Here is a 19,906-nt window from a genome sequence, read left to right on the forward strand (position 1 = left end):
TTCAGAGCTGTTGCTGTTTATGCTGAAGAAACTCGGCAAAGTCTTTCACTTCGGCAATTAGCTCGTCGGGTAAATGATCCAAAATTGCCATCAGTTCTGCTCGTGTTTGATCGGCTGAGGTGTGGACCAGCCGGATTTGGCGAGGGGTGACGGTTTCTACTCCCACTGTCTCGCGAAATGCTAGTGGCTCAGTCGCATCTGCCGAAATCAGCTCACCTGCTTCTGCTTTAACCCAACCACCAAACAATTCCACCAGATACGCCTCTCCACCGTTAAACACTTCAACAATGGTTCCAGAAGTCCCAACGGGAGCAACGCTAGCTGGCATGGCTGCATTGGTAAACCCAGACAGAGCAATCGTCTCAGTTAGCTGCACTGTATCAAATAATTGAAATTGGTGAGATTGCGTCATGCTTGCCTCCCCAACCGCTCCGGAATTGCTGTTATGAACCTGGCTATGGTTTCACCATGACGAACAAGCCAACCTGTTCTTACCCGCCAAGATAGGCCAGATGGTCCTGTAATTGAAACAACTGCCTGAAAGCGATAGCCATACTCATTCTGTCCTTGGAGCGATAAAGCGTCTACTGTTAGTTCTGCTAAAATCGCCCCTCGAATTGCTGCTGGAGACTCAAATCCCATCACTTCACGCCAAAACCTTTGTTTGTCTCCACCTCGGCCTGGTTCGGCTGCGTAAGTAAAAAGATAAATCGCCTTCTCAAGCGGAAAGTCTAAGCAAGTTAGTTGGATGGTCACTCGTTCATCCCAGCACTCAGAACCGTTCTGCCATTTTTATAGCTGCCCGCACGCCTATAAAGCATCCAGCATTTGCTGCACTTTCCGCGCTAGCGGTTGATGGTCGATTTGCTCGACGAGTGCTTTTGCCTGGAGGTAGCAGACCCGCGCCTGTTGCTTTTGGGTTAGCTCCAGATAGATGGTGCCAATATTCAGCAGCACCGTGACTTCGCCGGGACGATCGCCAGTTGCCTGGTAGTGGATCAGCGCCTGGGTATAGAACTGAAGTGCCTGCTCCGAGTGGCCCAGCAGCGCATAGGTAAAGCCGAGATTGTGCAGAGTCGTTGCCTCGCCTTGCCGATCGCCCAGTGCCCGATAGGTGAGCAACACCTGATGATAGGTCAACAATGCCTGCTGCGGCTGGCCCAGATCACTATACACCGAAGCCAAATTGTTGAGCGTGGTGGCCTCACCCAGCAGATTGCGCGTGGCCCGCTGAATCGATAGCGCCTCTTGAAAATAGTGCAGCGCCTTTTCCGGTTCACCCAACGCATCGTAGGCAAAACCAATGCCGTTCAGCGTGGTGGCTTCGCCGGAGAAATCGCCCAGCATGCGGCGACGCGACAACACCTGATGGTGAATCAACAAAGCCCGCTTCGGTTCACCCAGCCGCGTGTGCAGCAACGCCACCTGATGCAGCGCCGAAATTTCTCCGGGCAAATCATGAAGCTGTTGGAACAAGGGCAGGGCGTGCTGAAATAGCTCCATTGCCTTCGAGAGCTGACCCAAGGTACCATAGGCCGAACCGAGATTAGTCAGAGTGGTAGCAATCGCCTGGATGTGATGGGCCGCTTCTGCTAAATCAAGCGCCTGATGCAGAAATTCCAGGGCCTGCTGGCACTGATGGCAGCTCAAGTAGGCCAGACCTAAATCGTTGAGCGCATTGCCTTCACGGGCCGTATCCTGCATTTCGCGAGCTAAACGCAAATTTTCTCTAGCTAGATCGAGAAAGTCAGTATATTTTCCGTTCTTGTAAAAATAAAGGGCTTCGTTGCGCTGCTGATCCCATCGTTGGCCTAAAGTCGATTGGTGCGTCGATTGGTGCATAGAAGAGCTACTGAACTCGCCTGAAAGTCAACCCGCTTAGGGTAGAAAGAACTCTTAAAGCAACAGCATACTCTTAAACTGACCTTTAAATTTGCCCGAATCGAACACTTTATATCTTTAGGTAGACGACAAACCTAAAAAAACAATCAGCTCTCTGGTTAGCTAGTGCTACAGGCTCAACTGGAAAACTGGAAAATTTCTCAAGGCGGTCTACTAATTCTTGAGGTGATGATAATCGGGGGGATAATAATCAGAAGGACTGCTGAGATAACAAGCAACCCAGCCATTTATTGATTCTGATTAGAGAGTAAACAGAACTATGCTGTCGTGGGTTCTATCAGTTCTCTTCAATTTTTGACAGCCCATTCCTGAACGAATGTCCTACATCATGCCCCTAACCTGTCAGCACCTGATCAAAACCTATCCAGCCGAGTGGCAGGCCGCCACCGTCCATCCCTTCCTCTCCCAGTGCCGTACCGGCCAGATCCACGCCGACCAGTTCAATACCTGGCTGGTGCAGGATTATTTGTTCGTCATCGAGTTTACTCGCATGGCCGCCCGACTGTTAGCAGCCGCTCCGGTAGACCATTTTGACACGTTATTGAACGGTTTACACGCTCTGCAAATCGAGTTGAGCTGGTTTCGCGACAAGGCGGACGAACGTCAGTTGACATTGGATACAGCTAAGCAGCCCACCTGTCAGGAATACTGCGACTACATGGCGAGTTTAGCCACCACTCCCTATGCGGTTCAGGCCACCGCCTTTTGGGCAATTGAGTATGCCTACAATCAAGGCTGGCAGCTCCCCGGTCATATGGTGCCGCCCTACGATGAATTCGCCGATCGCTGGGGCAATCCCGGCTTTACAGAATATGTGGAATTGTTAGCGAACCAAGCCAATGCTGCATTACAGGATGCCCCAGAAGACGTTCAGCAGCAGGCCGAAGCCGCGTTTCTGCGCATTGCCCGCCTCGAAACAGATTTTTGGCAAATGGCCTATAGCGCCTGATGGCAGGGAGGGGAGGTTTTGAGTTTTGGGTTTTGAGTTTTGAGTTTTGAGTTTTAAGTTTTGAATCATGAAAATATTCGTTGCAGCGACTAATTGTTTGGCTAGTGTTCTCGATCTCGTTCGCCATCCAATCAGATTCAGCCTCTTTAGTGATGGCAATCGATGCTCGAACACTGAGAATACAGAATTTAGACGCAGGTAAAGTTCCAACCAGTCCCCAAACTCAAAACCCCAAACTCAAAACTCAAAACTCAAAACTCAAAACTCAAAACCCCAAACTCAAAACCCCAAACCCCAAACTCAAAACCCCAAACCCCAAACTCAAAACCCAAAACCCCAAACTCAAAACCCCAAACTCAAAACCCCAAACCCAAAACTCAAAACTCAAAACTCAAAACTTCCCTATGCCCGACTCTCTGATTACTCGTAAATTTTCGGTTCCGGAATTGAGCCAAAAAATTCTGGAGATGGCTTCGACTGGCGTGTATCGCGAATCGATTTTTGAAGCATTGCAGCCAGTGGCGACGAAGAAACAAATCCGCGAAGCGATTGCCCACGCTAAACGGTTTGGCTTGGGTTCGGTGGCAAGTCTGCGCGATCCAGAGTTGGGTACTTACTATCAGCTAGACCGGCACAAGTACCAGTCGCTGCAACATTTGCTGCATGATCCGGCCTGTGCGGGCAAAGATGGGGAACTGACACAGCGGTTAACAAATGCGAATCAAACGATTGGACATATGCTGATCGCGGCAGGCAGCTTTGGCGGATTGTTTGGCATTTTTGGCGTGCTGTGCTGGGTTTCGGGCTGGCATCAGGTGGGAGTGGGGCTGCTGGGAGCGGCGGTGAGTGCGCTGGTGCTGTGGCAATTTCAGCGGCAGATCGCGCAGAATCTAGAGCGATACTAAGGAGAGCAGTCAATGGTGAGGGGTGAGGGGTGAGGGGTGAGGGGTGAGGGGTGAGGGTGTTGATTATAAGGCGCTCGGGTTAGTAAAACTAGAGCGATAAAAAAAGAGGCGTTGCTGAATAGAGGTATGAATTGCCCTGTTCGGCTGAGCTCACGTCGCTCGCGGAGCGCATTCCACGAATGAAGCCCTAGCCCCCCCAATTCGGAGGGAACCGGACCTTTCAAAGTCCCCCACTCGTGGGGGATTTAGGGGGCTACCAACGTTACAGCACCGCTCGATAAAAAACGATTGCCCTCGGGGCGTTACCCCAGATGAGCAATCGAGTATGGTTCACACGCAAATTAATCCAGTCTAGTCACCGCAGCCTAACCAATCGCCACAAAATCGGAGACTGCTAGCGTGTTGGCCTGGATGCCCGTCAGAATGGCTAGCACTTCGCCGGTTGCCTTGAGGCTGATCAGCGTGTCGGCACTGCGGTCGCCGCTGCCTTGGGCGATCGTCAGGTCTGCCGGTGTAACGCTGCTGGGATGGCCGATCAGATCTTCGCCTTTTTGGAAATCGCGGATGATGTCGGTGCCTTTGCCTGCCTCAATGAAGAAGACATCGTTGCCCGCTCCACCGACAAGAATATCAGCTCCCTCGTTGCCGCGCAGGAAGTCGTTGCCATCGCCACCGCGCAATAAATCATTGGTAGATTCGCCCAGCAGAATGTCATTGCCCTGCGGATTTAGCGACGGAGACAACCGAATGCCGAAAAGGGTTTGGTACATCAGGCGGTAGATTTCGGTGTTGTCCACGGTGCTAGGCAAGTATTCTGCATTCATGCCGTAGGTTTTGGCGACAATGCTGCCGGGGAAGTCGGGCGTACCGACCCAGCCAACCGCAAAGTTGCTCATCGGTCCATCCAGGCTATCTTTGGCGGCAAAGGGCTTCCAGGGAAATTCCTCGCTGCCCGTGCTGCCGTTAACGCCATCCAGGAAGTTTTTGGTGTTGCTAGTGGTGGGATTGACATTGATGAACGGTACTTGCGGTTCGCTGTCGAGCAGATAGGGATTGTTGGTGAAGCTACCGGAGGGGCGCGTGTAGGGCAGATATTGGAATACCTGCAAACCGCCGGCATCGCTGTCGGCTGCCGTAATCACCATCGTGTTGGGATCGACTTGATCCACATAATTCATGGCGACTCCAATTGCCGCATCGGCTCGCCGCATCGCTTCGATGGTACCCACCGCGTTGTTAGGATTTCCAAAGTTATCGGTGCCTTCTTCTTCCAGCACCACAAAGAAACCATCTTGATCGCGTTGAGCAATTTTTAGTGAGGCTTCCAGCATTTCGGCCACCGTCGGCGCAGTCTCGACATAAAGCGGCTTGGGATTGGCGCTGTTTAGCTCTAGCTCTTCCTCGTTGCGATCATCAAATGTGGCTTTGGCGGCAAATACACCCAACAGTTTCTCCGGCGGATTGGCGCTGTTCACCACCTGATTCATTTGCTCTTCAGTGTATACGACCGTATATCCCAATGATTGCGCCAACTCGATCAGGTTTTGCGTCGGACGCCGCTCCGGACGAGTTTCGGATTGATCTATTTCAGGCGTGACGTGGAATCCGGTGGTACCGATCGGCAGCATATACAGCTCGCCTCCACCCATGATCACATTTGTTCCTGACCGAATCACCTGCTCGATAATTTCAGCGTATTTATCTCTTGCTCGAATATTGTTACCCTCTCGATTCGTAGTAGCCGCAGCGAAGGCAGCTGAGCCAGGTTCAGCCAAATGTCCGGATTGGATCAATACCGTTGCTTTACCGGCATCAATCGCTTCTTCTAGGATTGTTTTACCTGTGTTGCCTGACAGCGGCGTGACGATGGAATTGTCTTCCTCTAGGCCAAAGGACTCGGCAAATACTTTGACACCATTGGCGTGGGTAACGGCTCCAGCATTCGAGGTGCCCGTGAGCTGATCCTCCATGTGGCCCAAATAGACCCCGGCATTCGACATCTTGTCCCAGTTGAGTCGGCCATCTGGTCCCTGATCAATATTGCGCAAGGCCATGTAGTGGGAGGGACTAGTACCATCCGGGTGAATAAAGATGACATTGCCGGTTTCCTTCGTTGCCGCAGGTGCCGGTGCAGGTGCCGGTACGCGCGAGGGCAGTTCCGTATTGAACAGCGTCTCATACATCAGCTCATACATGCCGGTGTTATCCACCGTGGCGGGTAGTTTATCGGCATTCAACCCATGCGCTTTGGCGACGATAGAGCCACTGAAGTCGGGAGTACCCACCCAGCCAATTGCAAACGGCAGCACATCCCCATTGGCATCGGGAGCTGAGAGAAACGGCAGTGTGTTAGCCCCGGTTTGACCATCGAGCGACACCGAGCGGTCTTCGGTCGTGGGGTTATTATTGACAGTACCAACGGGTTCCCCAGCCTCACGGGGATCGCGGACCTGCAAACCACCCGCATCGCTGTCGGCAGCCGTTAACAGCAGAGTGTTGGGATAACGTTCCACAAAATCCAGCGCCACTCCAATTGCCGCATCAGCTCGCAATGTTCCTTCGATCGTTCCAGCCGCGTTGTTGTTGTTGCCAAAGTTGTCGCTTCCTTCTTCTTCCAGAATTGTCAGCGATCCATTGTCAAAATTAGGATGCTTTTCGGCCAGCTTTTGCGTCACTTCCAGCATTTCTGCTACTGTGGGCGCAGTTGGCAGGTAGAGGGGTCTAGCCTCTGGCGTTCCCAAGCCCAGCACTTCTTCGGGGCGGTCGTTGAAGGTGTGGAAGGCGGCAAACACGCCGAGCACTTTCGTAGGAGGCACCGGCGTTTTGGCGGGATCGAGCAAATCGTAGAGCTGTTCGCGGGTGTAGACTACGGTGTAGCCGTTGCTTTTCGCCAGTTCAATTAAATTCTCGGAAGGGCGACTGAGGGGATCGGTGCTGCGGGCATCGAGTTGCGCGGCGGTTTCATGGAAGCCATCGGTGCCAACGGGCAGCATATGCAGTTCGCCCCCGCCCAAAATGAAATCCACGCCTGATTCAATCACTTCTCTGGTGATATCAGCAACGCGTTGACGCGGCGGAATGCGTTTGCCATCTACAGTGAGTTCTCCCACCTGAGCTACAAAAGCAGCCGTGCCCGGTTCTGCGGCAAATCCAGACTGAATCAAAGCCGTGACTTTCTCAGCCTCAATCGCTTCTTCGACAATCGTTTTGCCCACCTTCCCCGACCGCGACACAACCGGAGAATTGTCATTCTTCAAACCAAAGGATTCAGCATAGACTTTAGTTCCAGTGGCATGGGTAACAGCACCCGCATTGGAGGTACCGCCCAATTGGTCCAGCATATGTCCGAGGTAGACACCGGCATTCGAGAGTTTATCCCAGTTCAATCTGCCGTCGGGTCCCTGGCTAACAAAGCGGGCAGCGCCATAGTGGGATGGGCTAGTACCATCTGGGTGGATGAAAATAACGTGATTACCTGTGGTCATAAAACCTCAAAAGGGAAACTTGGTGAATCAGTGTTCTGCTCAGGAATCGAATCGGTTGATGAATTGACGCAGAAAACCTTCCAACCACAAAAACGCGGTTGGAGGAACGAAAGCGATTAACCAAATTTGGAAAATCCTTAAAGTAGGTTTCTGCTAATTACGCTAAACGAAACGTTTTCAGAACTCCTTACTCCAGATCTGATTGCTACAAATAATCATCAAGATGCACCGCCGTCATCTAGAATTTCACAGCAACGTTAAGAATTTGCAAAGGGAACTTGCTCGCATTGGTTAAGAAATTAACGAAAGCTAACCTACATGAATTGTTTATGTTTCCTAAATACTTGGTTAAACGTTCAGTTAAGCAATGTTTAACCTCGTGTTTCATCCACTTTTGACTATTGAATCAAGAGAGTCAATTCAATAGATCACTGCTTTGAACAGGAGCGCAGATGTAGAAACCGTTGTAGCGTATTCGGTGCGCTTGTAGCGGTAATTGCGGTCGCGGTTCTCCTGCTCGGGTGAGACCACTTCAATCAGCAAGGCAGGCGGCAGCATATGCTCGATCAAAATGTGTCCACTTTGCACTTCGTAAAAGCGCAGCAAAAGTTTGACCAGTGTACTTTTACCTGAGCCGGTTGCACCGACAATCCCGATCGTTGCTCCGACTGGAACATGCAGAGACAAATGTTTGAGAACCGGATTGGGACCTTACTGGCTTTGGTACAGGTGAAATGAAGCAAATAGTCCGATAATTCTGTAGGGCAGACGTTTCCCTGCCCTCTGCCGTCTCTAATTCACCGCTGATTAAATTTTCGTTGATGCGGTTGCATTTATGGCGCAATCTCGGTAATGTATCAGATTAAGATTGTTGCTTCTCTGGGCACAATCCGGCTACCCAAAAATTTAGCCGTCGCCCCTAGCTGTTGACGCAGCACCAGGGCGACTAACCCCTTCGACTGTCGTCAGCAGTCTGGGAGGCTAGTGGAGTATTTTAACACTCCTTAGCCATCCTGCGCTGTGCTTGGCGGGGTGGCTAAATTTTTGGGGTTTCTTCCAACCCTAAAAATCCCAAGGAGTATCTTCATGGCAGATGAGTTTCTGTCCGATTTGCCGTTCCCAACGAATCCACCCACCCCTTCCTCTAGCTCAAATTTTGGTGATCGAGAGCGTTTACGGTTGATTCTGATTGGTTCTACCGAAGGCGTACAAGAAATGATTCACCGTCAGCATCAGGCCGGCATTGCCGATGCGGGGTCCTGGAGTCGCTTACTGCCGGTGCCCAACTCGGATGAGGTGATGAGTATTTTGCTGTTGTATCGGCGGCGGGGGTGAGTGGGGAGCTGCGGCTCGTGAGCCTCGCCGAACGAGAGGGAGATGGGGGAGTAGTTCGGCATGTCTTCGCCCCCTAAATCCCCCAATACTGGGGGACTTCCGATCCCCATTTTTGCTCAGTTCCCTCAGAATTGGGGGGCTAGGGGGCGAATCATACGCCCATTCAGGAACGGCTCGCAGTTCTCTCCCCAGTCCGTTTAGGAAGACTTCTGCTATGGGTCAGGAAATTCATGCCGTAGCAGAGGTGAATTATCTAACTGAATTGTGCTATTGGGGCTTGCGCTAAAATGACTGGTAGCGCTCTTCTTTAGGACAAAGCAAAATGATTGCCACCACTAAGCGATTCACGTTAGCAGAGTACCTAGCCTATGACCCTGGTGTCGAGCGGCGGTATGAGTTAGTGAACGGAGAATTAGTGGAGATGCCTTCAGAGAGTGATTTGAATAATGCCATTGCGATGTATCTGATTGGGGTTTTTATTCAAGTTGTTCCTGTGCTGCTCCTGCGTCGGGGAACGGAGATTGTGGTGAGTGGGGCGCGGGCAACAGCGCGTGTGCCTGATTTGCTGGTACTGTCTGAGGAATTGGCGTCTGCTCTGGCGGGGGCAAACCGCAGCATTGTGACAATGGATATGCCTCCCCCTGTGCTGGCAGTAGAAATCGTATCACCGGGCAAAGAAAATGAGGATCGGGACTATCGTTACAAGCGATCAGAATACGGCGCAAGAGGGATTACTGAATACTGGATTGTCGATCCAGAACGAACTCAAATCGTAATCTTGACATTGGTAGACGGACTGTATGAGGAGGCTGTTTTTCGGGGAGAGAACCGCCTAGTTTCCCAAGTGTTTTCCACGCTGGAGTTGACAGCAGAGCAAGCGCTTCAAGCAGGAGAGAACAGCCAGCAGAAAAAGTTTTAGAATTTTCACCTTGGATTCTATTCAAAATTCAACTGCTCCTAACAGTTTCAGCGTTGCTTTTTGCGCTGCCGTTAAGCCGGTCACATCCGTCAGGTTTAACCCTTCGTAGGGGCGAGCCGCCCGCAGCAGTTTCCATGTGGTGGGTGGATCGATTGTCCAAACTCGAATTGTTTCGTCTTCGCTGCCGGTCGCCAAATATTGCCCGGTGGGGCTGAAGCTGAGGGTTGGAACTGCTTTGCTGTGGCCAGACAGAGTCGCTATGGGTTTACCAGCTTTGATATCCCACAGAACCGCAACTGGATTACTACCGCCAATCGCCAGCAGCGTACTATCAGCACTGAAGGCAATCGTCAGTACCCGGCCTACTTCTGGGTTCAGAGTAACTTGTAACTGGGCTGACCCGTTGCGATCTCGCTGCCACAACCGCACCGTACCGTCATCGCTGCCGCTGGCTAATAGGGTGCCATCGGGGCTATAGGCGACGGCTTCTACTGGTTTGGTATGGCCCGACAATATATCTAAACATGTTCCCGTTGTCATATCCCACAGCCGCACGGTTTGATCTTCGCTACCGGTCGCAAGCTGTTGCGAATCGGGGCTAAAGGCAATCGTAAACACGCGACCTTCATGACCTTCCAATACGGCCAAACACTGGCCTGAGACCCATTCACCGCTGCGTCCTGCCGTGATTCTCCCCATTGTTATCTGCCCTGGTTCGTTGGCATAAACCGAGCTGACATCCCACAGTTTTACAATTCGGTCGCCGCTATTGCTAGCCAAGATCAATCCATCTGGGCTAAACACAACCAAACGCACGGCTCTGGTTTGGCCTCGCAGTGTTTTGATACAGCGTCCCACCTTACTGCCCTTTGCTGAAGCATCATGCGCGTCTACCTGCCAGAATCGAATCGTTTGATCATCACTGCCGCTGGCGAGAAGCTGGCCGCGTGGGCTGTAGCTGACGGACCAAACCCGGCCCGTGTGTCCTTCCAGGGTATGAATACAGCGTCCGGTTGCCAACTGCCAGAGCCGAATCGTATGATCTTCGTTGCCGCTGGCTAGTTGCTGCCCGTCTGGGCTAAAGGCCACCGACCAAACCCAGTTGTTATGGCCTTTCACGGTTTTTAAGCAGCGGCCTGTATCGACTTCCCAGAATTTGATTGTCTGGTCATCGCTACCGCTAACGGCGGTTTTGCCATCCGGACTAAAGGCCACCGTTAGCCCCATGCCCGTATGCCCTTCAAAGCTGCGAATCGGCTCCTCGGTGGAGATTTCCCAAAGGCGAATTCGGTCATCGCTGGCACTGAGAATAAACTGGCTATCGGGACTAAACGCTACCGACCAAGTGCGGCTATTACAGACAAACACCCGCTCACAGTCGCCTGTGCTCAAGTCCCAAAGGCGGATTGTTTGGTCATCGCTGCATGACGCTAACCACTGGCCGTTTGGACTAAACGTCAGAGAGCGAACCGTATCGGTATGGTCTTCTAGTACCTGCTGACAGAGGCCGGTTTGAGTTTGCCAGAGGCGCACGGTTTGGTCGCTGCTGCCACTCGCCAGCCATTCCCCGTCCGGACTAAAGGCAATCGTCCGCACGCCGCCTCGGTGTCCGGTAAAGGTGGCTAAACAGTCGCCGCTGATGCTGTCCCAGAGTTTGATTGTCTGGTCTTCGCTGCTGCTGGCAATCAGGTAGGAGTCGGTATCGTTGAGTTGAGGGGCAAAGGCCACAGCAAACACCCAGTTGGTATGTCCGGCTAATTCCTGCAAACATTCCCCCGTGTTAACATCCCAGAGGCGAATCAGTTTGTCTTCGCTGCTGCTGGCAAGCAGTTGGCTATCGGGGCTAAAGGCCACCGACCAAACCCAGTGATTTTGTTCTTCTTTGCAGGTGAACAACTGTTTGCCATCGGCCACCTGCCAGAGGCAAATTTCGCCGTCCGCGTCGCTCGAAGCCAGAAGCTGCCCATCTGGACTAAAGGCGACCGACAAAATGCTGCCTAGAGTTTGGGCAAACACCGATCGATCGATATGCGTCTGGGAAAAATCCACCTGCAACAGCGGCACATCTGGCAGATAGGCATGCCAGATCGGCAGTTCGGCAAAGCTGTAGCCAGTCAAGTCAGTACCCAACTGGCGAAACAGATTCAGCAAATTGCCACCCGCATATCCGGCGGTATTTTTGTACTCGCGTTGCAAATGCTGCAAGATTTGATTCAACTGAGCTTCAATCGCCGGGTTGCTGCGGTAGACCTCCATCAGCCGATCGATCAAGGGCTGCAAAATCACCCGGATCTGGCTGTCTCGTACATAGTCTTTCACGGGAGCTTTGATTAACGCATGGCGGATAAATAGAAATAAACTATCATCTACAATCTCTTGACACACTCGTTCAATTAAACGTTCTGTCACATATTCCATGATTACCGGCTGTTGCGTATAGTGATTCGCCGTTTTTTCAATTAACGAGCGCCAGCGCAAGATGCCAATTGCTTCGATTAGCTTGGATTTGGAAACCGCCGGAATTAGGTCAGCTTGCAGTTCTGCAATTAACATCGGTTCGCGGTTAATCGCCAGCCAGTACATGATGCCTTGCTCTAGATGCGAGAGGCGGTCAAACTGTTGCCCCAGCAAATAGCGAATGTCATCAAATACAGTGGTGCCTTCGGCTAAAAAGGCGGCAATATCGCCGTCAAACAGTTCCTGAATCGTGGTGGCAACCACCTTGAGCGCCAGGGGATTACCGCCATAGCGCCGCGTCAGTTCCTGCCAGTCGGTTGGAGTACCCGCAAAGCTACCCTTGGCTTGCAGAATTTTCCGCGCTTCCGCCTCGCTGATTCCGCTCAGGCGCATGGCCCGCACCGGCAGAGTTTCTCCCTCCAGCACCATCAACGGCCTGGGACTTTCGCGGCTGGTAAGCAACAAACAGCTCCGGTGGGGCAATTCGGCTAAGCGCTTAAAAATTTCGCCGTATCCTTCGTGTTCTGGACGAAAGTAACCCGAATATTCACCACTGCGTAAAATCGTTTCAGCGTTGTCGAGAATCAGCAAACAGGGAGCGGCCCGCAATTCTTGGATCAGGCGAGTCAAGCGGCCATTCAAATCTTCGGGTAAGTCTAGATCGGTTTCCGGCTGAGGCGACAAATAGCGCAGCCAATCGGCCAGCATTTCTGCGGCAGTAGGGGCGTTGCGCAGCGATCGCCAAATAATGTGTCGAAACGGCTGAGATTGAACTGTGGCTAACTGCTGAGCCAGCTTTACCGACAGCGAAGTTTTGCCAATCCCGCCCATGCCCAACAGCGAAACCACCCGGCAGCGGCTCTCGGTTAACCATTGCGTCAGGGTTTGCAGTTCCTCAGCGCGACCGTAGAAGCTGGAGACATCGATGGCGTCGCCCCAGTCGCAGTGGGTGGGAGGGTGAGGGGGTGAGGGGGTGAGGGGGTGAGGGGGTGGGGTGGGTGGGGAAGATGGGGGTGAGGGGGTTGGGTTGGGGTGGGGGTGGGTTTGTTGGTAGCGGCGCAGGACGGCTTGGATGTTGTTTTTGGTGACTTTTTCGCCAAAGGCGGTGGAGAGGAATTGCCAGAGTTTGGCGCCGACATCTTTGATGTAGCCGGTGTCGTAGCCCACATTTTCGGCAATTTCAGCGTAGGTTTGGCCGACCCAGCACTGCCGGAAGACAATTTCTTGCACATCGCTGAGATGCTCCTGCTGCAAGACTTGATCTAAAATTGCCAGCGCTTCGTCGGCAGTCATCGGTTCACTCCAAGGGCGGTTGTGATTGCAGGTTGGAATCCTTCAACTGCTGCAATCTTATCTGGAACGGTCCCATTTACGCTGCAATTACCGCCGCGGACGCAAATAACCAGAGCTGCCCCAATCGACCACTTCAAATTCACTGCCGGTACCGAGCCGCATCACCGGATTGGTAGTTTCGGGCGGCAGGGAGAGCAGATCCATTTTGCTATCGCCGTTGTAGTCACCGGCCCAGTTGTAGTAAAATCCATCGCCCCACTGGTTGGGTGTGCTGATTGTGGCACTGGTGAATTGGCTGCCGTCTGAGAGGTGCAGAAAGATTTGACCTTCGCGGGCTGAGGCGAGATCGGTGGTGCCGTCGCCATTGAAATCTGCGGCCCAGCTATAGCCATCGCCGCCCCAAGGTGTAGACACCGACCAGGTTTCCTCTCGAAACCCAACCGCATCAAACAGCCGCATTTTCATCTCGCCGCCCGGAAAGGCCGAGGCTAGATCCATAAAGCCATCGCCGTTGAAATCACCGGCCCAGTTAAAGCCATTGTCGCCCCAGCCGGGAGAGTCGATTGTAGAAGTTTTGAAGCCGTTGCCTTCGGAGAGATGAATGTAGAGATTGCTTTCTAGGGCAGAGACTAAATCAGTCAGGCCATCGCCGTTAAAATCTTCGGCCCAGGTGTAGCGACTGCCGCCCCAAGGAGTGGAAACCGACCAGGTATCTAGCTCCAGGCTTTCGCCGTTAAAAAAGCGCATCACCATCGTGCCATCCGGCAGAGCCGAAGCCAGATCGAGCAGGCCGTCGCCGTTGAAATCACCCGCCCAGTTGTAGCCGACCCCACCCCAGCGGGCATCGGTGGCGATTGTTAGCGTCTCGAAATCGCTGGGACCCGACAAATGCATGTACACGGTGGCATCGCGAGCCGTGACCAGATCGGTTTTGCCATCGTTGTTAAAGTCTCTGGCCCAGGTGTATTGCCGTGCGCCCCAAGGGGTAGTGATCGACCGAGCCGAGACCGTGAATCCGCGGCCAGACGAGCGGCGCACAATCAGCGTGCCATCCGGACGGGCCGAGGCCAGATCCGCTTTACCATCGCCATTGTAGTCGCCCACCCAGTTGTAGCCCGTATCGCCCCAGGGAGCCACCACCCGCTGCGCTACTGCGTCGGAGGACGCCATCCACAAACCAGCCGCCAGCGACAAGCTGAGCGTAACCCGAAAAAATTTGCTCGATTTCATAGAGAGTTTTTTATCTTCAATCAGCCAGTGGAGCGAACATTTTCTGACTGTAGCCTATTTAGGCAGCCCACATCGAGGATGCTTAGGTTGTCTTCAGAAAGCACGGTACAGTACCCCTGCACTCGACTCAGGGCCGGAGTTTCTCCTTGCTGCAAGCGGGCAATCGTAGCGTGAATCTGGTCCTGAAACGAGCTGTGGATCAGCCAATCCTGCTGGAGCAAATAATCCGACTGGGCAAACTGGTGATCGATGACCAGAAAGTCAATGCCATAGCGGTTCAACACGGCTTGGGTGGCGCTAAGGTCAGGGCTGTACTGCGCCCGCACTAAATCCACAATTCGCTGCTGCATGAGTTGATAAAAAGCCGGGTGATAGGCCAAGGCCAATTCCCGACTCACCAAAACCGACCGCAAAGTAAAGGCAGGCAGATTGTCGGCTTCGGGGGTGAGGGAGGCAATCAGGCTAGCTTTGGGCTGCTGCTGCAAAAACCGATAAAGCTGGGGATATTCGCCGCTAATCCAGCCTTGCCCAGACAAAAACAGCCGCGGCAGAGCCGGAACGACTGTGATCACAGCAATCCCCAGCAGTGCCAATCCCAGCTTGACCCAATCGCTGACGCGGAACTGCATTTTTCTCCGCCACCAGCACCAACCCGCTTCCAGCATCCGAAACAGCACCATGCCAGCCGCCACAGCCATGACAATCCGCAGACTGTAGAAAGTGTAGCGACTCGGTAAGTAGAGCCTGGGAAACAGCAAATGCGCCAGCAGAAATAACGTCAGCGACACCAGCAGCAGTTCCGCCAAGGGCCGCAGTTTAGGCACGTCAGGCGAATCCCCTTCGGGCCGCCAGCGCAGAAAGGGGAGCGCCACCCCAATCCACAAAATCGGCGGAAACAACGGCAACCGCAGCCCACTCGCGCCTCTGAGGGCAAAACTGAGCGGATCAACGCCGAAATACTCGCGCCGTCCCTGCGGGCCAAATTCCGGCATCTGCTGCATCTCAGCCGCACTCAACAGCGCCCCAAACTCCTGCGCCACCTGCTGCTGGTAGGGCAAAATCACCAGTACCGCAACTCCAACCGCCAGCAGTCCCCAGCCGATTCGACGTTGCAGCAGCACCAGCCCCAATTCCACCAGCACCAACTGCGGATAAACCCATCCAGTCAAGCCGATCAGCATCAGACAGCAGGCAAACCGTCGCCGTACCAGATAGTACAGAAACGCCGCCAGTAGCGGATAAACAAAGGCTCTGGGCGTAGCCGAGATCAGGTCATCCTTGAACCAGATATTTTGATTCAGCAGCAGAGTGGCCAGAAAAGCCACAGCCGGAACTGGCAGCAGAGCCAGGCTGAACTGAAACAGATAGACAGTGGTGATCAGCGCCAGCAGCGTCGGCAGCAGTTTAGCCAACAGCAGCGGTTCAATTCCCAGTTGCGCCATGCTCCAATAGAGGGCTTTAAATCCGCCCGCCTGAATCGTTTGATAGTAATGGGCTATTGCATCCTGCGGAAACAGATCTGGATCCATCCATTGCTGCAACCACACGATATGCAGCCGCGCATCGTCCTGAACTACATAGGCTTGACTCAGGGCAAAGTGAAGGGAAACTAACCCAAAGTAGAGCGGCACCAGCAGGCTGAGCCAAACCCAAAGACGATACGGCCAATTCTGCTTCAGCATGAAATTGATATTACTATGGGCTACCATAGCTGGCGAGAGCAGTTGTCAACATCGAAGCTGTGATTTATTTTGTGATTTATTTACAGTCACAACTTCTAACTTCTAATATCAAATCCGACTGAATGCGCTAATTTCAACGCTGGATTGCACAGGCGTTTTGGCACAATGCTGGATTGCACAGGCGTTTTGGCACAATGCTGGATTGTACAGGCGTTTTGGCACAATGCTGGATTGTACAGGTGTTTTGGCACAATGCTGGATTGTACAGGCGTTTTGGCAAAACGCCTCTACGCTTTTTATTCTTCATGTCTGCCACCCCCCACCCCCACCCCCCACTCCCCACCCCCATGCCCACCATCATCCACTGCCTGCGCCAACAAACCCAGGACCGACCCCAGCACCAAGCCTTTGTGTTTTTGCAAGACGGTGAAACCAAGGCCGTTAGCCTCACCTATCAGGAACTAGATCAGCAAGCCCAATCGGTGGCGAACTGGCTGCAATTGCATATCGCTAAGGGCGAGCGAGCGCTGTTGGTTTATCCCTACGATGCCGGTTTAGAATTTATCGCCGCGTTTTTGGGCTGCCTCTATGCCGGAGTAATTGCCGTTGCTAGCCATCCGCCCCGCAACCGCTCTGGATTAAGCGAACTCTACGGTCGTTTGGTTTCCGCATCGGCCAGCGTGATTCTCACCACGAGTAGTTTGATGCCCAAATTAAAAAACCAGCTCGCTGCCGCTGACTTCTCAACCGATTGCCACTGGTGCGCCACGAACCAACTGCCGGTTGCCCCTTGTGATTGGCAGCCTCCTGCTTCAGACAGCCTCGCCTTTTTGCAGTACACCTCTGGCTCAACGGGTATACCCAAGGGTGTGATGGTGACTCACAGCAATCTGATGCACAATCAACGGCTGCTGCAATTGGCCTTTGGTCATACGAATGAATCGATTGGCGTCGGCTGGCTGCCGTTGTTTCACGATATGGGGCTAATCGGCAATGTCTTGCAGGCGATTTATCTAGGAGCATCCTGTGTGCTGATGTCGCCGCTGGATTTTGTTCAGAAGCCGGTGCGCTGGCTCCAGGCAATTTCCCGCTATCAGGCCACTACCAGCGGTGCGCCCAATTTTGCCTATGAGCTGCTCTGCCGCAAAGTCACAGATGCCCAACTGGAGACGCTCGACCTCAGCCGTTGGCAAGTCGCCTTTACTGGAGCCGAACCTGTGCGGGCCGATACGCTGGAGCGGTTTAGCCAGAAATTTGGCGTCTGTGGATTTCAACGCCAAGCCTTTTATCCCTGTTATGGCATGGCGGAAGCCACGCTGTTTATTAGCGGCGGCAACAAGCAAACCTATCCTACGGTGTTAGGGTTGGAAATAGGCGCGCTAGAACAGCATCAAGTCAGGGTAGCATCGTCTGAATCGATCACGGGAGCAGAACGCTCGATTGTGAGCTGCGGCCACGCCTGGTTAGATACAGAAATTACCATTGTTGATCCAAATACCGGCCAGCGCTGTCAGCCGGATCAAATCGGGGAAATTTGGGTCTCTGGAGCTGGATTGGGTCAAGGCTACTGGAATCAGCCACAGGAAACCGAGCACACCTTTCGAGCACACCTACCCGATGCACCGGAAAGAACCTATTTGCGCACCGGTGATTTAGGCTTTCTTTACCAGAACAAACTATTTATCACCGGACGCTTACATGATGTGCTGGTGTTCTGGGGCTTTAATCACTATCCCCAACTGATTGAGCAAACTGTAGAAGCCTGTCATCCTGGTTTCCGTCCTGGCAGCAATGCTGCTTTCTCGATTAAGGTCAACAACGAAGAGCGATTGGTGATTGCTCAGGAAATTGAACGTAGTTATCGCGATCGCTTAACCATTACAGAAGTGGTTGAGTTGATTCGTTGGCGAGTATTCGAGGAACATTTTGTAGATGTCTACAGCATTCTGTTGTTGAAACCCGGATCTCTGCCCAAAACTTCCAGCGGAAAAGTGCAACGCTCGCTTTGTCGTATCCAATTCCTGAACAATCAACTAGAACTATTAGAGCAGTGGTCTCTACCAGCCGATAGCCCCAGTGACCCCACTTCAGTCATGGAGCGCTATTTCAACCTCGCCACTCATGTCAAGCGCTACACCGACCTGACAAAGGGTAAACTCCAGCGCTGGCTGCAACGGATGCATCAAGGAAAAGATTAACGCATCGAATCAACAGGTATATTCATTGTGACTCCAAAAAGAACGGAAAGAATCCGATTCAGATCGCTAGGAATTGCATAGGTGTTGATGTCTTTTTGAATCTGCTTGACCTGACGGTGTAGCAGCCCAAATTTCCAGGTATCACCGGTTGTAACGGTGCCATAGAGAATGGGAGCCGGTGAATCGGTCCATTGGTCAAGGGCGATCAGTTGGCGTTCGCGTAGCGTACCAGAGGTAGTCGCCCGTGCCGAGCAGTGGGAGATCTGACCGGGATGACAATACTCTGAGCATAAGTGATAATAATTTGCAATAGATTTCGGTGCTGAACTAGGCAGGTAGTGTATGGTCTCCGTCTCGCAACAGGCTTCGCAAGATTCTTCAACAGGGGAGGAATTCGTACAGACTGATCCGTTCGATCCTTTGGATGTAAGTTGGCTCCATCCCAGCGCGATTGGGCAGGGAACGATGCGAGCGATTCAGTTGCGAGAGGGATTGAAGCTGGAGATTTTGGATGTACCGTTGGGGTATGAGCATTCGGCTGCTGAGCCGGAGACGCTGTGTGATGGTTTAGAGTTCCATTTTCACATCCAGGGACACCATGAGGATGGGCTGACGCGGGTGGGCGATCACGAGTTTGGCATTTACGGAAGTGGATTGCACCCAAAGCACTGTCTGTATTCACCGGAGCAGCAATCCTTAGAGATATGGCTGTATGTACAGGCGGAGGTGTTGCGATCGATTTTGGCAGATGAATCGGGAGAGTTGCCTGGAGGGATAGCGCATTGGGTAGGGTCAGAGGATGAGCGGCGCTATGCAAGGGTCGGTAAGGTGACACCGCCGATGGAGCGGGTGCTGTGGGAAATTGTGCGTTGTCCCTGGCAGGGAATACCTAAGCGTCTGTTTCTAGAGGGGAAGGCGCTGGAGTTGTTGGGGTTTATGGTGGAATGGGAACAGTCCATTCAGGGACAAGAGACAGTGCAAAAGCTGCCTACGGGAATACGAGAGCGACTGCATTATGCGCGAGAGTTGCTGTTGCAAAACCTGCATGAGCCGTTGACTTTGGCAGAATTGGCACGGCGATCGCAGCTTAACGAGTGTACGTTGAAGCAGGGATTCAAGCAGGAATTTGGTATGACGGTGTTTGACTATTTGTTGGATTACCGACTAGAGCAGGCACGGGAAATGCTAGAACGGGGCGCGATGCAGGTGGCGGAGGTAATGACGGCGGTGGGACTGAAAAATCGTAGCTATTTTGCAGCGGCGTTTCGACAAAAGTTTGGGCAGAACCCCAAGCAATATCAACAACAGTTTTGGCATTTTCAGGCGAAAAGTTAGCTTTTTTGTGATTGATGATCTGATGAACAAGGCTGGATTTCGGATTGCACCGGAATTGATAGCTCACATTCTGACACAGTAGAGGATTTTTAATCGTTTAGCGTCCAAGAAAAATGCTGTGCCGTCTAGCGTTCAAAAAAACTTCCGTCTAGCGTCCTTTTTGCTTTTCTAAGACACTGCAAACCTGATATACCTCTTGATACTAATTCTCAAAAG

At 52.6% G+C, this 19,906-nt stretch carries 14 protein-coding genes; 6 read left to right on the top strand and 8 right to left on the bottom strand.

All coding sequences use genetic code 11. From position 1 onward, the window contains the following. Position 1 precedes the first annotated feature (1 nt). From HJG54_RS07110 to HJG54_RS07120, 3 genes are read right to left on the bottom strand one after another with little or no spacing between them, the layout of a single operon-like run. The gene (locus HJG54_RS07110; protein ID WP_316434161.1) at positions 2 to 412 is read right to left on the bottom strand and encodes a DUF2281 domain-containing protein; all 411 of its coding nucleotides are present in this window, start codon (positions 410 to 412) and stop codon (positions 2 to 4) included. Continuing rightward, entirely contained in the window at positions 409 to 756 is a 348-nt protein-coding gene (locus tag HJG54_RS07115) for a DUF6883 domain-containing protein (protein ID WP_316434162.1), read from the bottom strand. The genes HJG54_RS07110 and HJG54_RS07115 overlap by 4 nt, the downstream gene beginning before the upstream one ends. Positions 757 to 810: 54 nt before the next feature. Next, positions 811 to 1,842 (bottom strand): tetratricopeptide repeat protein, encoded by a 1,032-nt coding sequence (locus HJG54_RS07120; protein ID WP_316434163.1) that lies wholly within the window; start codon positions 1,840 to 1,842, stop codon positions 811 to 813. A 376-nt stretch (positions 1,843 to 2,218) separates the two neighbouring features. Here HJG54_RS07120 and HJG54_RS07125 point away from each other — a divergent pair, with 376 nt between their 5' ends. Continuing rightward, positions 2,219 to 2,851, top strand: a complete 633-nt coding sequence (locus tag HJG54_RS07125; RefSeq protein WP_316434164.1) for a TenA family transcriptional regulator — start codon at positions 2,219 to 2,221, stop codon at positions 2,849 to 2,851. A gap of 404 nt (positions 2,852 to 3,255) precedes the next feature. Next, a complete protein-coding gene (locus HJG54_RS07130; RefSeq protein WP_316434165.1) occupies positions 3,256 to 3,756 on the top strand; it encodes a hypothetical protein in 501 nt (166 codons plus the stop codon). Positions 3,757 to 4,121: 365 nt separating this feature from the next. Here the strand turns inward: HJG54_RS07130 and HJG54_RS07135 are convergent, their stop codons facing one another. Further along, entirely contained in the window at positions 4,122 to 7,241 is a 3,120-nt protein-coding gene (locus tag HJG54_RS07135; RefSeq protein ID WP_316434167.1) for an alkaline phosphatase, read from the bottom strand. A 420-nt stretch (positions 7,242 to 7,661) separates the two neighbouring features. Then, a complete protein-coding gene (locus HJG54_RS07140) occupies positions 7,662 to 7,928 on the bottom strand; it encodes an ATP-binding cassette domain-containing protein (protein ID WP_316434168.1) in 267 nt (88 codons plus the stop codon). Positions 7,929 to 8,327: 399 nt separating this feature from the next. Between HJG54_RS07140 and HJG54_RS07145 the strand changes: the two genes are divergently transcribed. Then, entirely contained in the window at positions 8,328 to 8,576 is a 249-nt protein-coding gene (locus HJG54_RS07145; RefSeq protein ID WP_316434169.1) for a hypothetical protein, read from the top strand. 322 nt (positions 8,577 to 8,898) lie between these two features. Further along, on the top strand, positions 8,899 to 9,495 hold the full coding sequence (locus tag HJG54_RS07150; protein WP_316434170.1) for a Uma2 family endonuclease: 597 nt from the start codon (positions 8,899 to 8,901) through the stop codon (positions 9,493 to 9,495). 21 nt (positions 9,496 to 9,516) lie between these two features. Here HJG54_RS07150 and HJG54_RS07155 read toward each other — a convergent pair whose 3' ends face one another. From HJG54_RS07155 to HJG54_RS07165, 3 genes are all read right to left on the bottom strand, one after another. Then, positions 9,517 to 13,245, bottom strand: coding sequence for a WD40 repeat domain-containing protein (locus HJG54_RS07155; protein ID WP_316434171.1), 3,729 nt, complete (start codon positions 13,243 to 13,245; stop codon positions 9,517 to 9,519). Positions 13,246 to 13,332: 87 nt separating this feature from the next. Next, positions 13,333 to 14,475 (bottom strand): FG-GAP repeat domain-containing protein, encoded by a 1,143-nt coding sequence (locus HJG54_RS07160; RefSeq protein WP_316434172.1) that lies wholly within the window; start codon positions 14,473 to 14,475, stop codon positions 13,333 to 13,335. A gap of 20 nt (positions 14,476 to 14,495) precedes the next feature. After that, positions 14,496 to 16,157, bottom strand: a complete 1,662-nt coding sequence (locus HJG54_RS07165) for a hypothetical protein (protein ID WP_316434174.1) — start codon at positions 16,155 to 16,157, stop codon at positions 14,496 to 14,498. 347 nt (positions 16,158 to 16,504) lie between these two features. Here HJG54_RS07165 and HJG54_RS07170 point away from each other — a divergent pair, with 347 nt between their 5' ends. Continuing rightward, positions 16,505 to 18,355 carry a fatty acyl-AMP ligase gene (locus HJG54_RS07170; protein WP_316434175.1) on the top strand — a complete coding sequence of 617 codons (1,851 nt, stop codon included), beginning with the start codon at positions 16,505 to 16,507 and terminating at the stop codon, positions 18,353 to 18,355. Between the two features lie 342 nt (positions 18,356 to 18,697). Next, entirely contained in the window at positions 18,698 to 19,690 is a 993-nt protein-coding gene (locus HJG54_RS07175; protein ID WP_316434176.1) for an AraC family transcriptional regulator, read from the top strand. The last annotated feature ends 216 nt before the right edge of the window (positions 19,691 to 19,906 follow it).

The organism is Leptolyngbya sp. NK1-12, from assembly GCF_032598965.1.
Taxonomy (GTDB): domain Bacteria; phylum Cyanobacteriota; class Cyanobacteriia; order Elainellales; family Elainellaceae; genus Elainella.